Below are 22232 nucleotides of genomic sequence, written 5' to 3' on the forward strand. Positions count from 1 at the left end.
ATACAAATCTAACAATGTGACAACAATGATTTCGCCTAAATGGACGATTGAATTGAGAGATAGGCGTTTGATAGTCATACCCTAAAAGCACATAGAACCGTTTACATAGCGAGATCTTGGTGAATTTCAGGCAATAAAAAACCGCAGCGATTGGGCTACGGTTTCTTCTAACGTCACACTGGACTGTTATTTTTCTAGCTTGGCATCTTCAACGCGTGCTTTTAGCTTCTGTCCCGGACGGAACGTCACCACACGTCGAGCAGTAATTGGGATATCTTCACCCGTTTTCGGGTTGCGGCCAGGACGTTCATTCTTGTCTCGAAGATCGAAGTTACCGAATCCCGACAGCTTTACTTGTTCGCCAGCTTCAAGCGCTTTTCGAACTTCTTCAAAAAAGGCTTCAACAGTCTCCTTGGCGTCCCGCTTGCTCATTCCGACGTTTTCAAACAGGTTCTCAGCCAAATCGGCCTTGGTGAGCGCCATAGGTCATTCCCTCAAGAAATGTTAAACACAAATGTGATACGTCGTATCTACACCACGATATTTCACTGCATCGAAATATTCATTTACTGTTCATTCGAGCAGTCAGTTCCTCTGCAGCAACTTAACAACAGTGTAAGCCAACTGGCTGATTTGCGCCAACTTTTTTCCATATCATTATTTAGAACAGTGCTCTGTTTATGAGTTTTTCATTCGTGAGACATGCATAAAAAGTGATACACTTATTTTCCACTTCTCTCATTATCATCTGTTTTTACTGAACTTTTATCGTTTGCGTAAGGTCATTTGTTTCACGTCTGATAAAACATTGATTTATCAGAGTGATAGGTGTTAGAACTTTTAGACATAAAAAAAGCAGCCTAATGGCTGCTTTTTTATTGATATTTTTCATTTTAGTCGCGAAGATTCGCGCCAAATTTTTCGCCAAGGTGTGAAACTACTGCCGCAACTGACTCAGAAATATCGCTTTCTTCGAGTGTGCGTTCGTCAGATTGAAGGGTCAGCGCAATCGCCAAACTCTTCTTACCGTCTTCAACACCTTTACCTTTATAAAGGTCGAACAGCTTAGACGCTTTGATTAGCGCATTGTCTGTATCCAAACAAGCACGAACAACCGCTTCTGACTCAACCTCATCACCCACAATCACAGCGATGTCGCGACGGTTCGCAGGGAACTTAGAAATCACTACCGCTTCTGGGATAATACGTTGGTTGATCGCAGCCCACTCGATTTCGAACACGATAGTACGGCCGTTAAGACCAAACTTGCGCTCTAGTTCTGGGTGAACAGTACCGATGTGACCAACGATTTTGCCGTCAACTTCTATAGCTGCGCTTTGACCTGGGTGCAGTGCTGGGTGCTTAGCGGCTTTAAAGCTGTATGCCAGCTCGTTAGCCGTAAGCTCAAGAATCGCTTCCAAATCGCCCTTCATGTCGAAGAAATCAACGCCATTCGTCGCGATGTCCCAATGCTCTTCAGAGCGTGGGCCTGCAATCACGCCTGCAAGCATCATTTCTTGACGCATGCCGTTTTCAGCAGACGCTTCAGGAATAAAGCGAAGACCCGCTTCAAACAAACGCACACGTGGTTGCTGACGTTTTTGGTTGTAAGCAACGGTGTTGAGTAGACCCGTCCACAGGCTCAAGCGCATTGCTGACATGTCCGCAGAAATTGGGTGCGGCAGAATCAATGGCTCAACGTTTGGAACGATCAACGCTTGTTGCGAAGGCTCTACAAAGCTGTAGGTGATCGCTTCGTGGTAACCACGGTCAACCAACAAATCACGCACACGTTTCAGAGGCTGGTTCGCTTCTTTGTGTAGGTTCATTGTTAGGTGTGCTGCCGGCGCTTGGTTTGGAATGTTGTCGTAACCGAAGATACGGCCAACTTCTTCAACCAAATCTTCTTCAATGGCCATATCAAAACGCCATGAAGGTGCTTTCGCTGTCCAACCTGCATCTGTGGTTTCAACGTCACAACCCAGGCGAGTCAGAATTTCTACAACGTCGTCGTTTGAAATGCTGTGGCCTAGCAAGTTATCTAGCTTGGTGCGACGCAGAGAAATGGTTTTCGCTTTTGGTAGGTTCTCTTCAGACTCTTGACCAACGATCTCCCCTGCTTCACCACCACAGATTTCAATCAGTAGCTGTGTTGCACGTTCCATCGCATGGAACTGAAGATTTGAATCTACGCCACGCTCAAAACGGTGAGATGAATCTGTGTGCAGGCCGTAGCTACGTGCGCGACCACGAATTGCATCTGGCGCAAAGAATGCGGCTTCAAGCAATACGTCAGTCGTTTCGTCATTCACACCAGAGAATTCGCCACCAAAGATACCGGCAATCGCCAGTGCTTTATTGTGGTCAGCGATAACAAGGGTGTTGTCGTTAAGCTCAGCTTCGTTACCGTCCAGAAGAACCAGTTTCTCGCCTTGCTTCGCCATGCGTGCAACGATACCACCTTCGATCTTAGAAAGATCAAATGCGTGCATTGGTTGGCCTTGCTCTAGCATCACGTAGTTTGTGATATCAACGATTGGGTCGATAGAGCGCACACCGCTACGACGCAATTTCTCTTGCATCCAAAGTGGCGTTGCTGCTTTCACGTTTACGTTGCGAACAACACGGCCTAGGTAGCGAGGACACGCTTGTGGTGCTTCGATAGCAACAGCAATTTTGTCGTCAATTGACGGCGCAACTTTTTCGAATGCTGGGTCAGTCACTTCTGCGCGGTTCAACACGCCGACTTCACGAGCCAGACCTTTGATGCTCAGACAGTCAGCACGGTTTGCCGTTAGGTCTACATCAATGGTGACGTCGTTCAGTGCAAGGAACTCACGGAAATCAGTACCGATAACCGCATCAGCAGGCAGTTCCATGATGCCGTCAGACTCAACATCAATACCTAGCTCAGTGAATGAGCAAAGCATGCCGTGTGAAGGCTGACCGCGAAGTTTCGCTTTCTTGATTTTGAAATCGCCAGGCAGCACAGCACCTACCGTTGCTACTGCAACTTTCAAACCAAGGCGACAGTTAGATGCACCACAAACGATGTCTAGCAGCTCTTCGCCGCCAACGTTCACTTTGGTTACACGCAGTTTGTCAGCATCAGGGTGTTGACCACACTCAACAACTTCACCGACAACGACGCCGGTAAACTCACCAGCAACAGCTTCTACGTCGTCTACTTCTAGACCAGCCATGGTGATTTGGTGTGCCAGTTCTTCGCTATTTACAGCAGGTTTAACCCACTCGCGAAGCCAGGATTCACTGAATTTCATTTATCAATTACCCCAATGCTTACTTGAATTGTTTCAGGAAACGCAAATCGTTCTCGAAGAACGCACGCAGGTCATTCACGCCATAACGCAGCATGGTCAGACGCTCTACACCCATACCGAAGGCAAAACCTGAGTATTTCTCTGGGTCGATGTTCACGGCGCGAAGTACGTTCGGGTGAACCATACCGCAACCCAGGATTTCCAGCCACTTGCCGTCTTTACGACGAACATCCACTTCCGCAGAAGGTTCTGTGAACGGGAAGTAAGAAGGACGGAAACGCACTTCCAAGTCTTCTTCAAAGAAGTTACATAGGAAGTCGTGAAGGATACCTTTCAGCTGTGCAAAGTTTACGTTCTCATCAACCAGCATACCTTCCACTTGGTGGAACATTGGGGTGTGAGTTTGGTCGTAATCGTTACGGTAAACACGGCCAGGCGCAATGAAACGCAACGGTGGCTGGTTTTCTTCCATGGTACGGATCTGAACACCAGACGTGTGCGTGCGTAGCATCAGGTCTGGGTTAAAGAAGAACGTATCGTGGTCAGTACGTGCAGGGTGATCTTCAGCGATGTTCAGTGCGTCGAAGTTATGGAATGCATCTTCGATTTCTGGACCGGTTTTCACATCGAAACCCAACTCACCAAAGAAGCTTTCAATACGCTCGATGGTGCGCGTTACTGGGTGAATACCACCGTTCTCAATACGACGACCTGGCAAGGTTACATCGATGGTTTCAGCAGCCAGCTTCGCTTCTAGTTCAGCGCTTTCAAGTGCGTTTTTGCGCTCTGAAATTGCAGCTTGAACGGCTTGCTTCGCTTTGTTGATGCTTGCGCCCGCTTCGCGGCGTTCTTCAGGGGGTAATTTACCTAGCGCCTGAAGTTGCAAAGTCAGTTCGCCCTTCTTACCCAGGTACTTTACGCGTACCTCATCCAGAGCCACAACAGAGTCAGCCGCTTCAATGGCTGCCGTTGCGTTGGACAGAATGTCTTCTAGTTGTTGCATCGTTTCCTCATCTACCCAATCGGGCAGTGTCCTACGGTGAGTAAAATACCAATTCTCGTAACAAAATTCGGATTCGAAGCCTTTCCAGCAAGCGACTAAATTTTGCTCTGAGAATTGGTATAGACGTAACGCTACATAGTAAATAAACCGCGTGACAAAGCCAAACTGAAAGTGCGTTAAAGTCAGCGTCATGGCTAATTCATCTTCAATTTTTAACGTTGAGAAGGCGAGAAGTGAATAATTGGCGTTTTTACTGTCCTCTCATCCAACACAAAGACGAAGTAACGCGAACACACAGCGGGCGTTGAGAGATCTAGAGCAAAGGCTTTTCTCCCATACATGTAACAAGTTCATGAAACTTCTTATTGCCTCTAAAAAGTCGTCACCAAACGCGGAAATGCTCCCCTTTATTCGCCTCGTAGACCTAATTTAATCTTGGTGCGCAGTTCGAGCACCTATTTACATGCTTATCTATAAGGCAATAAAAATGAATAAGAAAATGCGGTTTAGAAGAAGCCGCTTCACACAGTCAGTTGGTATTACCGCCATTTTGTCGTCTTCTATGCTATTCGTAGCAGCACCGAGTTTTTCAGAAACGATTGCATTGGACGCCTCACAACACTCCCCACTTCCCGTCGATATCACACCGATGTTTATTAGCCTAGGTTTCGATGACAACCTCGACGTCGATGGCATGACATGGACTTTGGCGTTTTTAAACAGTCGGAAAAATCCGCAAGGCGCGGATCGATTCGCCAACGCACCGCTTAGCGCAAGCTTTTTCATGCACTGCAGCCCTGCGAGAACAAATGAAGACGTTTTAGCATTGTGGCGAAAGGCGAATAAGGCGGGTCACGACATTGGTAATCACACCGAAACGCACCCTGATGACAAAGTGAACTGGAATCCACTCGAAAGCTGGATGACTACAGAAGAATGGCAAGACGAAGTCGCGCGTTGTAATGCCCTGCTGCTTGCTCCGGAAAATGAAGGTGGCATTGGATTAGAGACTGTCAGCGGTTTCCGGGCGCCGTTTCTAACCTATAACGAAAACACCTTATCAGCCATTGCAGCCAATAAGATCACTTATGACGTTAGCTTCCCTGCGGGCATCACACCAGAACATGACGGCACAAATAATTACTGGCCGCATACGCTTCATGATGGCAGTAAGGAACATGACCTCGCCGTTAACGGTGGGTGGAAGCCACCTGTTTCTGCGCAACCATCGCTATGGGAAGTACCGTTACACACGCTGATTGTTCCGCCTGATTCAGAAGCGGAGAAATATGGCCTGACGTACTCACTGAGAGACAAGATCGCTTCACGCGTTCCTTGGTTTGATGCGGTTTCAGGAAAAGGTGACAACTTTGATTGGAATTTGTATTCGGAACCCGCTTGGGGCGCTGCAGGTTTAAATGAAGATGACGTTGTGGCGATTTATAAATACAACCTCGACCTAAGGTTACGCGGAAACAAAGCGCCGTTGGTTTTGGGGCTGCATTCTGGATTTTATGGGTATGTGAATGGTCAAGAGCACTTCGGCATGCCTGAAACAACGGTTGAGAACAGACGACGGGTATTGGAACGCTTTACTGATTATGCATTATCGAAATCGTCGGTTCGATTCGTAAACCATAAGCAGTTGATTGATTGGATGAAAGCACCAGATGCGTTAACCCTATGCCCTAATGAAGAATGGGATGTGTACCAGACATACGAAGCGAGTGACACTGTCACGTATAAAGGAAAGAAATACCAAGCAAGTTGGTGGACGACACAACAGATCCCTGCCCTTTACGAGAGCTCACCTTGGCAAGAAATCACAATTTGTACGCCACATACTGAATGATTAGACTCCTCGGATTTTAGGCAAAGAAAAAGGGGAGCCGAAGCTCCCCTTTCACGCGAAATCTATTCTGTAATAATTACAGAGCAGCTTTTGCTTTCTCAACAAGTACAGCAAATGCCGCTTTGTCGAATACAGCGATATCGGCAAGGATCTTACGATCGATTTCGATAGACGCTTTCTTAAGACCGTTGATGAAACGGCTGTAAGACATACCGTTTTGACGAGCCGCAGCGTTGATACGTGCAATCCATAGTTGACGGAATTGACGTTTCTTCTGACGACGGTCACGGTAAGCGTATTGACCAGCTTTGGTAACTGCTTGGAAAGCTACGCGGTAAACACGTGAACGTGCACCGTAGTAACCTTTAGCTTGTTTTAGAACTTTCTTGTGACGTGCACGAGCTTGTACACCACGTTTAACGCGAGCCATGGACTCTCTCCTAAACTAATTTGTTAATAATACTAAGAAAAATTATGCGTATGGAAGCATACGAACAACTGCTGCTACTTCGCACTTAGGCAAAATCGCGTTTGGACGCAGTTGACGTTTGTTCTTAGTAGTACGCTTAGTCAGGATGTGACGTTTAGTTGCGTGCTTGTACTTAAAGCCGCCAGCAGTTTTCTTGAAACGCTTAGCTGCACCTTTGTTTGATTTCATCTTAGGCATGATGAATAACTCCGCATTGTATGCATGTTAATAACTATGTAATTTGGCGAATAAAGAGGCTATGCCCTAAGGCATAGCCTCTTGTATTACTTGTATGCCGAAATTACTTCTTTTTAGGGGCAAGAACCATGATCATTTGACGACCTTCGATTCGCGTCGGGAAGCTTTCTACCAAACAAATTTCAGCAGTGTCTTCCTTCAAACGATTCAAAACGTCAACACCGATTTCTTGGTGCGCCATTTCGCGACCACGGAAACGGATAGTGACCTTGACCTTGTTACCCTCTTCAATAAAGCGAACCAGGTTGCGTAGTTTTACCTGATAGTCGCCAATATCGGTACCAGGACGGAATTTGATTTCCTTAACCTGAATAACCTTCTGTTTTTTCTTCTGCTCTTTCGCAGCCTTGCTCTTTTCGAATATGAACTTACCGTAGTCCATCACACGACAGACAGGCGGCTCGGCATTAGGGCTGATTTCAACCAGATCAACGCCCTCACCTTCAGCGATTCTCATCGCTTCTTGGAGAGATACAACGCCGATTGCTTCACCATCAAGGCCTGTAAGACGAACTTCGTCAATACCACGAATTTCATCATTCAAGCGATGAGCATGTTGTTTAACTGGGGCTTTTCTTGCGCCTTTAATACCTTATTCCTCCAAAATATTGAGCGTTCGGGTGCGAACTTCGTTCTCGAGCAGAGAAACAAAATCTTCAATCTTGAATTTACCCAAATCTTTACCTTTACGCGTACGTACTGCGATTTCGCCGGCTTCCATCTCTTGGTCACCACAAACAAGCATGTAAGGTACGCGCTTCAAAGTATGTTCTCGGATTTTAAAGCCAATCTTCTCGTTTCTCAAGTCCGCAGATGCTCTAAATCCTGCTTTTTGCAGTTTTTTCGCTACTTCCTGAACATAATCGGCTTGGTTGTCTGTGATATTCATAACCACAGCCTGTTGAGGGGCTAACCAGCTCGGAAAATGACCTGCATACTCTTCGATCAAAATACCGATGAAACGTTCTAGAGAACCGAGAATTGCACGGTGAATCATTACAGGCGTATGGCGTTCGTTGTCTTCGCCAACATACGTTGCGCCCAAACGCTCAGGCAGAGCGAAATCGAGCTGCACAGTACCACACTGCCACGCGCGATCCAAACAATCATGTAGGGTAAATTCAATCTTAGGACCGTAGAAAGCACCTTCCCCGTCCAGAATCTCAAATTTAATGCCCATAGCGTCAAGCGCTTCAGCCAATGCAGTCTCTGCACGGTCCCACATTTCGTCTGAACCCACACGCTGTTCAGGGCGTGTAGACAGTTTCACGACGATTTCTTCGAAACCGAACGTTTTGTATGTGTCATATACCATAGAGATACATGACGTCACTTCTTGCTGAACCTGTTCAGGCGTACAGAAGATGTGTGCATCATCTTGGGTAAAGCCACGAACACGCATCAGACCGTGCAATGCACCTGATGGCTCGTTACGGTGACAGCTACCAAACTCCGCCATACGTAGCGGAAGATCACGGTAAGATTTCAAACCTTGGTTGAAAATCTGAACGTGACCAGGACAGTTCATTGGTTTCAGTGCGTATTCACGGCTCTCAGATTGCGTCGTGAACATATACTCTGAATATTTGTCCCAGTGACCAGAACGCTCCCAAAGAACGCGGTCCATGATCAACGGGCCTTTCACTTCCTGATATTCGTATTCAGTCAGTTTTTCACGGATGAACACTTCCAGCTCGCGGAATACCGTCCAACCATTGTGGTGCCAGAACACCATACCTGGCGCTTCTTGCTGCATATGGTACAGATCAAGTTGCTTACCCAGTTTACGGTGGTCACGTTTTGCTGCTTCTTCTAGACGAACAAGGTGAGCTTTCAGCTCTTTCTTGTCGTAGAACGCGGTGCCGTAGATGCGTTGAAGCATCTTGTTGTCGCTGTTACCACGCCAGTATGCACCTGCCACGTTCAAAATTTTGAAGTTTTGGCAGAAGCTCATGTTTGGTACGTGCGGACCACGACACATGTCGATGTATTCTTCGTGGTGGTACAAGCCTGGACGGTCATCGCGAGACACGTTCTCGTCAAGGATTTCAATCTTGTAAGATTCGCCACGTGATTCAAACGTATCACGTGCTTCTTGCCAGCTTACGTTCTTCTTAATGACCTGGTATTTGGTCTTAGCAAGTTCCTTCATGCGCTTTTCAATCGCATCCAAGTCTTCTTGCGTAATAGAACGGTCAAGATCAACGTCGTAGTAGAAACCGCTGTCGATGGTTGGACCGATCGCCATTTTCACGTCAGGGAACAATTGCTTGATCGCGTGACCGAGCAAGTGAGCACATGAGTGGCGAATGATTTCAAGACCGTCTTCGTCTTTCGCAGTGATGATTTCCAAGTTCGCGTCTTGTTCGATCAGATCGCACGCATCAACACGTTGACCATCAACACGACCAGCGATGCATGCTTTCGCAAGACCTGGGCCGATATCTAGCGCGACATCAAGAGTAGAAACAGGGTTGTCAAAAGAACGTTGACTACCGTCAGGAAGAGTAATTACAGGCATTGTTATGTCCTATTACAGTGGTGCTACACACGAAGTAGCACTTGTTCATGAATTCTGTGCGCGGAAAAAGGCATTACCGCTGCACTTGAAAAATACGCTCTCGTTGGTGCGGATTTTGTTACAAATCAAAATGTGAGCACCCAAGCGAAGACAAGGATTGTACCCCCATTAATAGAGAACGCAACATCCATCACTTTGATTGCTACATGTTATGCGTACGCCATACCCCTGCACCTCTCTCCTCTTCTTTATATAGGGTGCATCAAACCCATACTTTCTCGCACTGGCGGTCTTAGTTATCCAGTGACTATTCACTTTATGCCTCTGGCTTCATACCCCATTCACACACTAAACCTCCGTGAATTGCACCAACGTCTAATTTTGCTACCTCGATGCACAGTTTGCGTGACATTAGGTTTTGGCATTCAGTCAACAAAGCACGAGATAGATATATAACTCAGTGATTTAGCAATCTCTAAATCTTTTTAAGTAGCTAGGCCATGCGCGTTACATACGCAGTACGGCTCTATGCAGCAAAGCTGACGAGCGAAACGACGGACAGGTTCATCGCTCAATCAAAAGAGTTTGCAAGACGTTTAGATATCTCACGGCAGTGGGATAGACGCATTTTGACGGATTGCATTCAAACGGTCTCGAAAAAAGCAGTACGAGACATTTATGGAAAGTGAAATAACTTCACAGTAAAAAAAGGAAGAACATCATGGGATGGTTTACAGATATCTTTAAAGGCATTGGCGATGCAATTAGCGCAGTAGGTGATGCAATTTCTACCGCAGTAACAACCGTAGCAAATGCAGTCAGCACCGCAGTGAGCGCTGTGGATGAGTTCATCAGTGACGTGGGTGATAAGATCGCCGAGGTCACGGCAGACATCCCCATAATCAATGGCATTACCGCAGCGGTTGCCACGGTCGTTGACGGTGTCACTGACGCCGCTGAAATCGTTACTCACCACTTTATGATGAACGTTGCTCAAGTTGGCCAAGCTGTTGGTACTGTTGTATCAACGACTGGCGAAGTGGTTGATGCAGCAATCGAAGGTCATGCTGAGTGCATTCCAGATATCATCAAGGAAGGCGTTGGCGAGATTGTTGAAACCGCGGAAGAACATATCGCGATGCACCTAGAGCACGACATTGAGTTGCTACAGATCCCAATTGACATGGTTTCTGAAGCGTCGAGTGAATTACTCACAGGTATCATTGGTCACAATCACATTTCTCAGGCTCCGCTACTTTTAGATGATGCTCAAAGCTTTGTGTTCGATAACCTAACTGATCACATCGTTGATCCTGCAATGGAAGCGTGGGAAACAGCAAACAACCATGTATTTGGCAACACAGTAGACGGCCTATCACATGCAGAAATGGGCATGGGTTGGCTAACTGACCACGGTACTGAACATGGTGGTGGCCATGGTACGGATACCGGTCATGGTTCAGGTCATGGTTCAGGTCATGGTACGGATATGGGCCACGGCACTGACCATGGAACAGCCTGTGGTTGTGGCGACACAACAATGCCAGCAGCTGACGAGTTTATGTGGGTTTAATCCCGCTACCCTTTAACTGTACGCAATAAATGAAACAATGCCGCAGAGTCTCTCTGCGGCATTTTTCGTTTGTCAGCTAGCGAGTAGTTCATCTGTTGGATGAAAAGGCGCCACTCTCAGCCTGCATCAACAAAAAAGTGAACCAATGCGAAACTGGTGGCGTAATAAGAAGTGATGTTGCAATGCTGTAGGTTCAGGCCTCATCGGCACCCGTCGATAGGCCTGCTTTTTCCCGACATCGAACATCGTTGTAACCTCAAAGCCCCACGCAATTCGCGTAAAATGTCGTTGTTGCTGGCCAATCCGAAAACACGCCGACAACACCCACATCATTTGCAAGCACATCGAGAACCGTTAGCACGTCGCCGTCATTGTTAATCGCATCTTTAACAGATTGATAATACCAACCACCACCGTTTGCCAAAGAGCCCGACCGCTCCAATGTCCAACTGATAACGTTTATATCTGCTTGCTTCGCATGTTCCGCATAGTCAGAGGCAACAATGTCCCCCGCTTTATTCAGACTGAGTAATGCAAACTGCGGTGGAGAAATGTATTTCACCCCCTTCTCTGACAACGCCTTCATTTCCTTTAAGGACGATTTCCAATTCCGCTGTTTGTATACGCGCGCATCCAAATACACAGCCTGCTCACCAAATGTGGGCTCATTCTCGATCCAGTAGGTAACATCATCAAGATTAAATGATTGTGGGAAGACATTTTCAGCGGAGACACCCGCGGCTTTATATTCATCGATCATTTTCTGCGCATAATCCGCTTGGCTAAACCCATCAAACGGCATTGAGACCTTTGGCACTTTAAGTTCAGGCGTCATTTTTACCCCCAATGATTTGAGCAGTTCAATGCTCTCAGCATGCGTCATCAACGTACCACGACTGGCGTACAAGTCTGTTCTCCAACCCGGCGTACCTTTCATATAGGCTTCTACTGTTGTTGCCATTGGGTTTGCACCATCCATCTTCCCTTTTAACTGCTTAAATTCTTTAAGCGTTAAGTCTGATGTTCGGCATTCCACGTTTGCTTTTTTGCCTTTGCTGGGAACAGCTGGCGTGAATGGTACAGTGCATTTTGCCGCAAGTTCTGGGTGCGCAAGTATATCTGTCGTCATATGTAAATCGTTTTGGGAATGCCGACAAACGAGCGCTTTGTCTTTCGTGAATGTCACATCACATTCAACGATGCCCGCCCCCATTTGAGCAGCGGCAATGTAAGATTCTCGCGTATGTTCTGGAAACATCAGTGATGCGCCCCGATGCCCAATTGAGAAGTCACTCGCGCGCATTGGCATACCAATACATGCCTTGAGTTTTTCCTTCAGCGGGCCCTCATCCATGTCATTCACTAAAAATGCAGGTCTTGGGCCTAACGTGATAACGGGATTTGTATCAAAGTGCGCATCGACAGAGGCATTGGGAGCGGTACTTTCAGCGGAAACAGTGCCAGACGTTATTAAAGCCATCACACCTACGAGTTTTAGCAATTTCATGAATCCAGTTCCTTGAATCTATCACTTCAACTATAAACGCCATGCAAAAAACACGGTTAAAGGAAGTGTGCGGATAAAGTGCGTCTCTCATCTTACTGTTTTATGTCGGTCTGATGTCTATTCACCAATGAGACGCACGACGCGTAATGTTTGAGCGCCAACAGCCTCTCGAACTGAAAAGCGTCACAAATTGATGAGGTAATTATAGAGAGCCTTGATTTTCATAGTGCTTTGTCGCAACATTTGTATATACGAATACATAGAGCACTCCTATGACAAAGTCCCCGCGCTTCATGCAGATCAAAACCTATTTACTGGATAAAATTGAAAGCAAAGCATGGCCTGTTGGGCGTCGTATCCCAACGGAAGCCGAGCTTTGCGAACAGTTTTCAGTGAGTCGAATGACGGTCAATAAAGCCGTCCGAGATTTAGTGAATGACGGTTTACTCGAGCGCACCCCACGACTTGGCACATTTGTATGCCAGCGGAAAGCCGAATCCCCATTGATGGACATTCGAAATATCGCTGATGAGATAAAAGAGCGTGGGCAGGTTTATCACAGCGAAGTGTTGAGCCTAAAAGCCATCAAAGCGCCAGAGGATGTGGCAATGCGGCTTGGGATCATGTTGGGAGGTGACGTATACAAAAGCGACATCATACATTTTGCCGACAACACCCCGCTACAATTGGAAGTGCGTTGGGTAAACCCTAACTATGCGCCAGATTACTTAGCGCAAGACTTCACCGACAAAACACCTAACCAATATCTGGTCGACAACTGCCCTTTATCCGCCATTGAGCACACGGTTGAAGCCATCATGCCCAATGAAGTGATCGCGCAGCAATTACAAATATCCGTCGATCAGCCCTGCCTTCTCTTACATCGACGCACATGGAGCGGTGACCAATTGATCAGCGCAGCGTTACTCTACCACCCAGCAAATCGCTACAAGCTCAGCGCACGCACCAGCTTATAACGTCATCGGGCAGATCGAGCACACCTTCCTCAAGCACATCTAACCATTGCGTTAGTGCGTTAGTGCGTTAGTGCGTTTACGAGGACTTTGGTAACTAGCGCCACGCCCTGCCAATCCCTTTTTTTGGTGCTTTCCAAACGGCAAAAATCGGGTGCGGCCACGTTAATTTACACCTTTGCTCACAACTCAATCATCTAGCCTCTTGAAAACGTCAGCTCATTTGACTATACATTTGTATATACATTAAAGAGGCGTGTTATGAAAAGGATGTTCACCGACTGTCGGTTGGTGTCGATGCACACGAGCATCGAACATACAGGTGGTTTTCAGGTTGTTGAAAACGCAATGATAGCGGTAGAAAACGGCGTTATCTCGACGGTGGGTACAAATTTGCCTACCGACGGATTCGAATGCCTCTCTATGGCGCACCGACTCGTTACGCCAGGGTTCATTGATTCACACACCCACCTAGTCTTCGCAGGCGATCGCGCGACAGAGTTTGAACAACGACTCAACGGCGCGTCTTACCAAGATATCGCCAAACAAGGTGGAGGGATCCTTTCAACCGTTGCTGCAACGCGCAAAGCCTCCATGGAACACCTTATCGAACTCGCGGTTCCTCGCGCACAGTCGTTAGTTAGTGACGGTGTCACAACCATTGAAGTCAAGAGTGGATATGGCCTCACGGTCGCTGATGAACTGAAAATGCTACGTGCTGCCAATGCAATCTCACAGCATGTTGACGTTAATATCACCACCACATTGTTAGGGGCGCATGCGCTTCCACCGGAATATCAACATAACGCCGAAGCCTATATCGACCTTGTCTGCAACGAAATGATCCCTGCGGCAGCAGAGGAAAACCTCGCTGACGCCGTCGATGTATTTTGTGAAACCATGGCATTCACGCCAGCACAAATGGCACGTGTATTTGATACCGCCCTTAAACATGGGCTGCGCATTAAAGGTCATACCGAACAATTATCAAACCAAGGCGGCAGTGCATTGGCCGCCAGCATGGGCGCAGTGTCCGTTGATCATATTGAGTACCTCGATGACATCGGCGTTAAAACACTGGCTGAACACGGCACAGTTGCCACATTGCTTCCAGGCGCGTTCTATTTCTTACGAGAAACACAAATGCCGCCCATTGATTTACTTCGTGCCAATCACGTTCCTATGGCCGTCGCGACAGATTTCAATCCAGGTACGTCCCCTTTTGCTCGTCTTACATTGATGATGAACATGGCTTCTACCTTATTTGGGCTAACCACCAAAGAGACCCTCTATGGCGTGACAAGACACGCAGCGCAAGCCGTTGGCATGTTAACGAAAGGACAAATAGCAGCAGGATTTGATGCTGACTTTGCCGTTTGGGATGTTCAAACGCCCGCAGCGCTCAGTTACCAAATTGGCCTTTCCCCGCTTCACGCGCGCTATCTGAAAGGGGTGAAAGCCAATGATTGATAAACACCTATGGCAAGGCCGCATTGATGATGAAGACGGCGAACTGGGTCTGCGCTTTCACCAAAAAGTACAGTCTATTGAAGAGGCCGAAACAACAGGCGTTATGCTGATCGGCTATGCGTGTGATGAAGGTGTCATGCGCAATAAAGGCCGCATTGGCGCGAAAAACGCCCCCTCAGCGATCAGAAAGATGCTCGCCAACCTCCCGTGGCATCACAATAATCTGAATCTCTTTGATGCAGGCGATATAAGTTGCCACGACAACAACCTCGCACATGCGCAAGAACGCCTTGCGGCACTGGTTCAAAACGCACTCGTGAACCATCACTTTCCGGTTGTTCTCGGCGGCGGTCACGATGTGGCGTGGGGAAGTTTCCAAGGTTTAGCCAATCACTATGCCAAGGGCGAAATACGCACCCCACCACGTATTGGCATCATTAACTTCGATGCGCATTTTGACTTAAGGACGCCCTCAGGTTCGTCTTTGAACGGCAGTTCGGGCACACCCTTTTCACAAATTGCAGAATATTGCCAAACCCATGCTTGGCCTTTTCACTATGCCTGCATTGGCGTAAGCCGAGCGAGCAACACCCACGCTTTGTTTAATAAAGCGGAAACACTCAATGTGCTTACCATTGAAGACATTGCCTGTCAGCCTGATCACTTTAGCGAGATATCTGAAACACTCGCTGCGTTTATGGCAGATCTAGATGCGCTGTATCTAACCATCGATCTGGATGTGTTCCCTGCCAGCATTGCTCCCGGTGTCAGCGCGCCCGCGACACATGGCGTCGATTATGCGCTGGTTGAGCGGCTTATTCGATTGATCTGCAACGCCAGTGACGAACACGGAAACCGAAAACTCAAACTCGCGGACATTGCCGAGTTAAACCCTCTCTTTGATATAGACAACCATACCGCACGATTGGCTGCACGCCTTGTATGGACCATAACACGCAGCCTATCAGAACCCCCACGCCACATTGCAAAAGGAGTCATGCGATGACCGATCCTCGATTAGATTTAGCGCGCGAACTTGCCGCCCCAAGAGGCACAACATTGAACGCGAAATCTTGGCTTACCGAAGCCCCGCTTCGCATGTTGATGAACAATCTACACCCTGATGTGGCAGAACATCCCCATGCCTTGGTGGTGTATGGCGGCATTGGTCGTGCAGCGCGAAACTGGCAGTGTTTTGACAAGATTGTCGAAGTGCTTAAACGCCTTGAAGACGACCAAACCTTGTTGGTGCAATCGGGCAAGCCCGTTGGCGTATTCCCAACACACAAAGATGCGCCGCGTGTGTTGATCGCAAACTCGAACTTGGTGCCACATTGGGCAAACTGGGAACACTTTAACGAGCTCGATAAACAAGGGCTGATGATGTACGGGCAGATGACGGCTGGCAGCTGGATATACATAGGCTCACAGGGCATCGTTCAAGGCACGTATGAAACCTTTGTTGCCGTCGCCAAAAAGCACTTTAATGGCGAAGCAAAGAATCGCTGGGTACTGACAGGCGGTCTTGGCGGAATGGGGGGTGCACAGCCCCTCGCCGCGACCATGGCGGGCTTTTCAATGATCGCCGTTGAATGCGACGAAAGCCGCATCGATTACCGATTACGCACGGGATACGTCGACAAAAAAGCCACAGGGCTCGATGAAGCATTAGCGATGCTGCACGCTGCCAATGATGAAGGCAAACCGGTGTCGATTGGCTTGCTTGGCAATGCCGCAGACATATTTGCAGAATTGGTGAAACGCGGTATCACACCCGACGTGGTCACAGACCAAACCTCAGCGCACGATCCACTCAATGGCTACCTGCCACAAGGTTGGACACTTGAAGACGCCAATGATCGAAGAAAAGAAGACGAAGCGTCTGTTGTCAGCGCGGCCAAAGCCTCCATGGCAACGCAAGTGAAGGCCATGTTAACGCTACAAACGCGCGGCGCAGCAACCCTCGACTATGGCAATAACATCCGCCAAATGGCGCTGGAAATGGGCGTAGAAAATGCCTTTGATTTCCCCGGGTTCGTGCCCGCGTATATCCGCCCCCTTTTCTGCCAAGGTATCGGCCCGTTCCGCTGGGCTGCCTTGTCGGGGGATCCGGAAGACATCTACAAAACCGACCAAAAAGTCAAAGAGCTCATTCCAGATAACCCTCATCTTCACAATTGGTTAGACATGGCTCGCGAACGTATTCAATTCCAAGGGTTACCTGCGCGAATCTGCTGGGTGGGCCTTAAAGATCGCGCGCGTTTGGGTCTAGCCTTTAATGAGATGGTGAAAAACGGCGAACTCAAAGCCCCCATCGTGATTGGACGCGATCATTTAGATTCCGGATCAGTTGCCAGCCCTAACCGTGAAACCGAAGGCATGATGGACGGCTCCGATGCCGTGTCCGATTGGCCGTTGTTAAATGCCCTGCTTAACACAGCATCCGGCGCGACGTGGGTATCTCTGCATCATGGTGGCGGTGTCGGCATGGGCTTTTCACAGCATTCAGGTGTCGTGATTGTCTGTGACGGAACAGAAGACGCAGCACGACGTGTGGGACGAGTACTGCATAACGACCCCGCCACTGGCGTCATGCGCCACGCTGACGCAGGGTACGGCATCGCCATCAATTGTGCCAAAGAACAGCAATTGGATTTGCCGTTGCTAGATATTCCAAATGTACCGGTGAAAAAGTGAGGATAAACATGGTCGAACTTTGCCTTCAACCTGGCGAATTGACGCTTAACCAATTGCGGAAAATCAGCCGCGAACCTGTCACCCTGACGTTTGCCGATCACGTTGAGCAAACCATGCAACCGAGCATCGACACCGTTGCCAAGGTGCTGGATGAAGGCCGCGTGGTGTACGGCATCAATACGGGATTTGGCTTACTCGCCAACACCCGCATTGAAAAAGACGATTTGGAAACGTTACAACGTAGCATTGTGCTGTCCCACGCTGCAGGCATTGGCGAATTCATGGAAGACAAAACCGTCCGACTCATGATGGTGTTGAAAATCAACGGACTTGCGCGCGGGTTTTCCGGCATCCGTTTTTCCGTGGTCGAAGCCATCGCCAAACTCGTTAATGCAGAAGTTTATCCGTGTATTCCAAAGAAAGGCTCGGTGGGTGCATCGGGTGATCTCGCCCCACTTGCGCACATGAGTACAGTGCTGCTTGGCGAAGGACAAGCCCGCCATAAAGGCGAGATTATCTCCGGCGCGATGGCACTCAAAATCGCCGGATTAGCACCTATTACACTCGGGCCAAAAGAAGGTCTGGCCTTACTGAACGGCACACAAGCCTCTACCGCATTTGCGTTAGAAGGATTGTTCTACGCGGAAGATCTTTATGCTTCAGCGGTGGCCTGTGGCTCGTTGTCTGTCGAAGCCGCGTTAGGAAGTCGACGCCCGTTTGACCCACGCATTCACCAAGTGCGTGGTCATCAAACACAGATGGATGCAGCCGCCGCGTACCGTCACCTGCTTGGCGAATCGAGTGAAATTGGTGACAGCCATCAAAAATGTGAAAAGGTGCAAGACCCTTACTCGTTGCGTTGCCAACCTCAAGTCATGGGCGCGTGCCTTGAGCAAATCCGCCAAGCAGCAAACGTGCTCGAAGTGGAAGCGAATGCGGTGTCAGATAACCCGCTTGTGTTTAGCGATGCAGACGACATTATTTCCGGGGGCAACTTCCATGCCGAACCTGTCGCGATGGCAGCCGACAACCTCGCGTTAGCCATCGCAGAAATCGGCAGCCTGTCTGAGCGAAGAATGGCGCTACTCATTGACAGCGGGCTCAGTAAATTACCGCCATTTTTGGTGGACAACGGCGGTGTTAACAGTGGCTTCATGATCGCGCAAGTCACCGCGGCGGCATTGGCGAGTGAAAACAAAACCCTCGCGCACCCAGCTTCTGTCGACAGCCTCCCCACCTCAGCAAACCAAGAAGACCACGTTTCGATGGCGACATTTGCGGGGCGGCGTTTGACAGAAATGGCGGCAAATACGCGCGGGATACTGGCGGTAGAATTGCTCGCTGCTTGTCAGGGCATTGATTTCAGAATCCCTCATAAAACATCGCCAAAACTCGAACAAATTAAGGCAGAGCTTCGTGGCCACGTGCCTTTCTATGATAAAGACCGCTACTTCGCACCAGACATTGAAAAAGCGAATTCTTACCTTTTAGAAGCGACACACAATAAGTATCTGCCAGACAAGCATTTACCTAGCATGTTGTCTCAAACGCGTTAAACCTCACACGAATAAGCCTCTTGAATCTGGAGGCTTATCATATTTTGTACCAAAAGTGATGAAGGCCACATGGTTTGTGGTCTAGTCGCACTTTACTCTCGCAAGATTGCGCTACTATTTTGTTATCACACCATTTTGTTTGCCGACACGCAGAGGTAACCCTATGTGGCACTCGCTTTCCGTTCAGCTCTCTCTCACGCTCGGTCAGCAGTTCGAGGTTGATGAGAAAACCCCCATAGATGGTGGCGACATCAACGAATGTTATGCCATCAGCAGCGGGAATATTCGCTTCTTCGTCAAGGTAAACTCACGCGAAAACTTGGCCATTTATGAGGCTGAGGCTGAGGGTTTGCGCCACCTCGCCAACAGTGGTGTCGTTTCAGTACCGCAAGTCATTTACATTGGTGTCATCAAAGAAAAAGCCGTGTTGGTGTTGGATTACATCCCGATGAAGCCGCTCAATGAAGAAAGTGCCTATTTGCTAGGGCGTGAAATGGCGAACCTTCATCAATGGGGTGAACAACTTGAATACGGCTTCGACATCGACAATTTCATTGGCACCACAGAACAGCGAAACAACTGGCACCGTAAATGGGCCAACTTCTTTGCAGACCATCGCATTGGCCTTCAATTGAAATTGGCGGAAGAACGCGGCATGTCATTTGGTGATGTCGAAACCATAGTTGAATCCATCAAAGAACGGTTAACAGGGCATCAACCCAAACCCTCGCTACTCCATGGCGACTTATGGACAGGCAATGCCTCCATGTCGATCAACGGCCCCATCGTCTATGACCCCGCGTGTTACTGGGGAGACAGAGAAGTGGATATCGCAGCCACACACTTGTTCTCCGGTTTTCCTGAGCGCTTTTATGAAGGCTACGACGAGGTTTGGCCGCTGGATCCTGAGTTTGAATCGAGAAAAGACATCTACAATCTCTACCACATGCTCAATCATTGTTTACTGTTTGGCGGACATTACCTCGAAGAAACAGAGGCGTTGATCACCAAACTGGATTTAGCGTAACAAAGCGATTGGCAGCGAATTACTATGCAGTCAAAATGGGCGCCTCGGCGCCCTTTTCTTTTATCTAAACAAACGAAAATGCCTTCCGTTTAGTGAAGCTTCAACGTCACGCTCACCGTTCGGATGGGTTTGTTGTATGTTTAGCGCGCAAATTTTTATTGATTGGAATAGAAGTTGGTTATGATTCAAGCTGCAATTTTTGATATGGATGGCCTGCTGGTCGACTCTGAACCGTTTTGGCAAGATGCTCAAATCGCTGTCTTTGGCGACCTTGGTGTCACGATTACCCGCGAAGACACTATCGCCACCACGGGCATTCGCATTGATCAGATCGTTCGACATTACTACAACACCCGCGGTTGGGAAGGCCCAAGCTGTGATGACGTTTGTGAGCGCATCACGTTGAAAGTGATCGAACTTGTTTCCGAACATAAACCCATGATGCCTGGCGTTTTGCATGCATTGAATCTCTGCAAGCAAGCGAACCTGCGCATTGCGCTGGCCTCATCATCACCCATGCGTTTAATTCAAGCCACATTGGATGCGCTTGACCTGTCTTCTTGGTTTGAGCAATGTCATTCCGCCGAGCATCTTAAATATGGCAAGCCCCACCCAGAGGTTTACCTGAATACAGCGGAAAGCCTCGGTGTTGACCCTCAATCTTGTGTTGCATTTGAAGATTCTTTCGCAGGTTTGATGGCCGCTAAGTCAGCGCAAATGAAAGCAATTGTTGTTCCTGAGGCCCACGTAGCAGGGCAAGAGCGCTGGGTGATCAGTGATGCGAAACTTACGTCGCTAGACGAATTAACAATGGAACATTTCACCAAGTAAGCGTTTTCATGGAGCCTGGATTTTCGCGTTTCTGGCTCCCCTCCCCATTTTTACGGAAGCATCCTCTCAACTTTTTCTGCAACAATTCGAACAATGCATTCCGATACCTCGCTGCAGAAATACTTAGAAACACAAATATCCATCAAATGAATCTGAGTTTATAGAAACTCGTTTCCCTTCAAAGTTTCACCTTATTTCACTGAGCAAACATTCTTGAGTTCTTAGAATGGTGACACATGGCCAGTTCAGTCAACGACTAGTTTTCCACTGTCATGTTACTGGCTCGCAGTTCAGATAAGGAGTGGAACATGCAAAACTACACCGAAAGAGGGATCACCTGTCCGCACTGTGGTCATAGCATTCGTATTACGTTGGATATGAGCAGCGGCGATCAGGATTTTTATGATGATTGCCCGGCATGCTGTAATGCTATTCATTTGAATTTCCAAATCGATTCGCAGCATCAAACCATTAACTTATACGTCGATGCAGACGACGAGCAGGTCTTCTAAACCGTTAACTTCCACCTTTTACTTTTGACTGAAAATAAAAAAGCCAGCGCTGCGCTGGCTTTTTCTTTGGTCGGCAATAACGCTACCCTCTTGCGGCCATGACACGTTCTACCGTATCCACCACCGCTTGGGTCTGCGGGTCAACTTCGATATTCACGTTATCACCCACTTTACGCCAGCCCATGTTCGTGCGGTTGAGCGTTTCAGGAATTAAATTGACGCAAAAGCGGTTGTCACGCACGTCACCAATGGTCAGGCTGATGCCATCAATCCCAATGTAGCCTTTATCAAACACATATTTGGTGATGCTCTCTGGCACTTCAATCCACACCTGACGGTTATTCGCCGAATCAATCACATCAACAACGCGCGCCATGCACATGATGTGGCCTGACATAGAATGCCCACCAATTTCATCACCGAACTTTGCTGCGCGTTCAAGGTTAAATTTTTCGCCCACAACAAGTTCACCAAGGTTCGTCAGCGCAAGCGTTGCCTGCATCAAATCAAACCAAATAATGTCTTGGTCGATGCGCGTCACGGTTAAACAGCATCCGTTGTGTGCCACTGATGCGCCCAATGCCAGTCCTTCAAGCATGTCAGAAGGAAACACGACAGCGTGACTTTGAAAGTCTTTCTGCTTTTCAATCTTGGCAATATGGCCAATGCCTTGAACGATACCAGTAAACATGCAGAGTCCT

19 protein-coding genes are annotated in these 22232 nt (G+C 48.2%); 10 read left to right on the top strand and 9 right to left on the bottom strand.

The window, feature by feature from the left end:
* Nucleotides 1–186: 186 nt before the first annotated feature.
* The 3 genes from ihfA to pheS all read right to left on the bottom strand — a co-directional run bounded on the left by ihfA (nt 187) and on the right by pheS (nt 4284).
* A complete protein-coding gene (gene ihfA, locus EQP46_RS06115; protein ID WP_017008553.1) occupies nt 187–483 on the bottom strand; it encodes an integration host factor subunit alpha in 297 nt (98 codons plus the stop codon).
* A 410-nt stretch (nt 484–893) separates the two neighbouring features.
* On the bottom strand, nt 894–3281 hold the full coding sequence (gene pheT, locus EQP46_RS06120) for a phenylalanine--tRNA ligase subunit beta (RefSeq protein WP_129492803.1): 2388 nt from the start codon (nt 3279–3281) through the stop codon (nt 894–896).
* 19 nt (nt 3282–3300) lie between these two features.
* Nucleotides 3301–4284 (bottom strand): phenylalanine--tRNA ligase subunit alpha, encoded by a 984-nt coding sequence (gene pheS / locus EQP46_RS06125; protein ID WP_017008555.1) that lies wholly within the window; start codon nt 4282–4284, stop codon nt 3301–3303.
* A gap of 487 nt (nt 4285–4771) precedes the next feature.
* On the opposite strand from pheS, the gene EQP46_RS06130 reads away from it, so the two are divergent.
* Nucleotides 4772–6136 (top strand): polysaccharide deacetylase family protein, encoded by a 1365-nt coding sequence (locus tag EQP46_RS06130; protein WP_129492804.1) that lies wholly within the window; start codon nt 4772–4774, stop codon nt 6134–6136.
* 76 nt (nt 6137–6212) lie between these two features.
* Here the strand turns inward: EQP46_RS06130 and rplT are convergent, their stop codons facing one another.
* The 4 genes from rplT to thrS all read right to left on the bottom strand — a co-directional run bounded on the left by rplT (nt 6213) and on the right by thrS (nt 9384).
* Nucleotides 6213–6566, bottom strand: a complete 354-nt coding sequence (gene rplT, locus EQP46_RS06135) for a 50S ribosomal protein L20 (RefSeq protein ID WP_129492805.1) — start codon at nt 6564–6566, stop codon at nt 6213–6215.
* Nucleotides 6567–6608: 42 nt separating this feature from the next.
* Nucleotides 6609–6803: a 50S ribosomal protein L35 gene (gene rpmI / locus EQP46_RS06140; RefSeq protein ID WP_129492806.1), complete on the bottom strand. Its 195-nt coding sequence runs from the start codon at nt 6801–6803 to the stop codon at nt 6609–6611.
* A 103-nt stretch (nt 6804–6906) separates the two neighbouring features.
* Complete coding sequence (gene infC, locus EQP46_RS06145; protein ID WP_192545481.1) at nt 6907–7452, bottom strand: translation initiation factor IF-3; 546 nt, start codon at nt 7450–7452, stop codon at nt 6907–6909.
* A 3-nt stretch (nt 7453–7455) separates the two neighbouring features.
* Entirely contained in the window at nt 7456–9384 is a 1929-nt protein-coding gene (gene thrS / locus EQP46_RS06150; RefSeq protein ID WP_129492808.1) for a threonine--tRNA ligase, read from the bottom strand.
* Between the two features lie 721 nt (nt 9385–10105).
* Here thrS and EQP46_RS06155 point away from each other — a divergent pair.
* Entirely contained in the window at nt 10106–10957 is an 852-nt protein-coding gene (locus tag EQP46_RS06155) for a hypothetical protein (RefSeq protein WP_129492809.1), read from the top strand.
* Between the two features lie 256 nt (nt 10958–11213).
* Here the strand turns inward: EQP46_RS06155 and EQP46_RS06160 are convergent, their stop codons facing one another.
* Complete coding sequence (locus tag EQP46_RS06160) at nt 11214–12464, bottom strand: glycerophosphodiester phosphodiesterase family protein (protein ID WP_129492810.1); 1251 nt, start codon at nt 12462–12464, stop codon at nt 11214–11216.
* A 272-nt stretch (nt 12465–12736) separates the two neighbouring features.
* Here EQP46_RS06160 and hutC point away from each other — a divergent pair, with 272 nt between their 5' ends.
* From hutC to EQP46_RS06200, 8 genes are all read left to right on the top strand, one after another.
* The gene (gene hutC, locus EQP46_RS06165; protein WP_129492811.1) at nt 12737–13441 is read left to right on the top strand and encodes a histidine utilization repressor; all 705 of its coding nucleotides are present in this window, start codon (nt 12737–12739) and stop codon (nt 13439–13441) included.
* Between the two features lie 258 nt (nt 13442–13699).
* On the top strand, nt 13700–14908 hold the full coding sequence (gene hutI, locus EQP46_RS06170) for an imidazolonepropionase (protein ID WP_129492812.1): 1209 nt from the start codon (nt 13700–13702) through the stop codon (nt 14906–14908).
* Nucleotides 14901–15914 (top strand): formimidoylglutamase, encoded by a 1014-nt coding sequence (gene hutG, locus EQP46_RS06175; RefSeq protein ID WP_129492813.1) that lies wholly within the window; start codon nt 14901–14903, stop codon nt 15912–15914. Before hutI ends, hutG begins: the two co-directional genes overlap by 8 nt.
* Nucleotides 15911–17605 carry a urocanate hydratase gene (hutU, locus tag EQP46_RS06180; RefSeq protein WP_129492814.1) on the top strand — a complete coding sequence of 565 codons (1695 nt, stop codon included), beginning with the start codon at nt 15911–15913 and terminating at the stop codon, nt 17603–17605. Before hutG ends, hutU begins: the two co-directional genes overlap by 4 nt.
* 8 nt (nt 17606–17613) lie before the next feature.
* Entirely contained in the window at nt 17614–19161 is a 1548-nt protein-coding gene (gene hutH / locus EQP46_RS06185) for a histidine ammonia-lyase (RefSeq protein WP_129492815.1), read from the top strand.
* A 163-nt stretch (nt 19162–19324) separates the two neighbouring features.
* The gene (locus tag EQP46_RS06190; protein ID WP_129492816.1) at nt 19325–20188 is read left to right on the top strand and encodes a fructosamine kinase family protein; all 864 of its coding nucleotides are present in this window, start codon (nt 19325–19327) and stop codon (nt 20186–20188) included.
* A 180-nt stretch (nt 20189–20368) separates the two neighbouring features.
* Nucleotides 20369–21019 (top strand): hexitol phosphatase HxpB, encoded by a 651-nt coding sequence (gene hxpB / locus EQP46_RS06195; RefSeq protein WP_129492817.1) that lies wholly within the window; start codon nt 20369–20371, stop codon nt 21017–21019.
* Nucleotides 21020–21327: 308 nt separating this feature from the next.
* Nucleotides 21328–21531 (top strand): CPXCG motif-containing cysteine-rich protein, encoded by a 204-nt coding sequence (locus tag EQP46_RS06200; RefSeq protein ID WP_129492818.1) that lies wholly within the window; start codon nt 21328–21330, stop codon nt 21529–21531.
* An 82-nt stretch (nt 21532–21613) separates the two neighbouring features.
* Here EQP46_RS06200 and EQP46_RS06205 read toward each other — a convergent pair whose 3' ends face one another.
* Nucleotides 21614–22222 (bottom strand): riboflavin synthase subunit alpha, encoded by a 609-nt coding sequence (locus tag EQP46_RS06205; RefSeq protein ID WP_129492819.1) that lies wholly within the window; start codon nt 22220–22222, stop codon nt 21614–21616.
* Nucleotides 22223–22232 lie beyond the last annotated feature (10 nt).

This window comes from Enterovibrio baiacu (assembly GCF_004120195.1).
GTDB classification, from domain to species: domain Bacteria; phylum Pseudomonadota; class Gammaproteobacteria; order Enterobacterales; family Vibrionaceae; genus Enterovibrio; species Enterovibrio baiacui.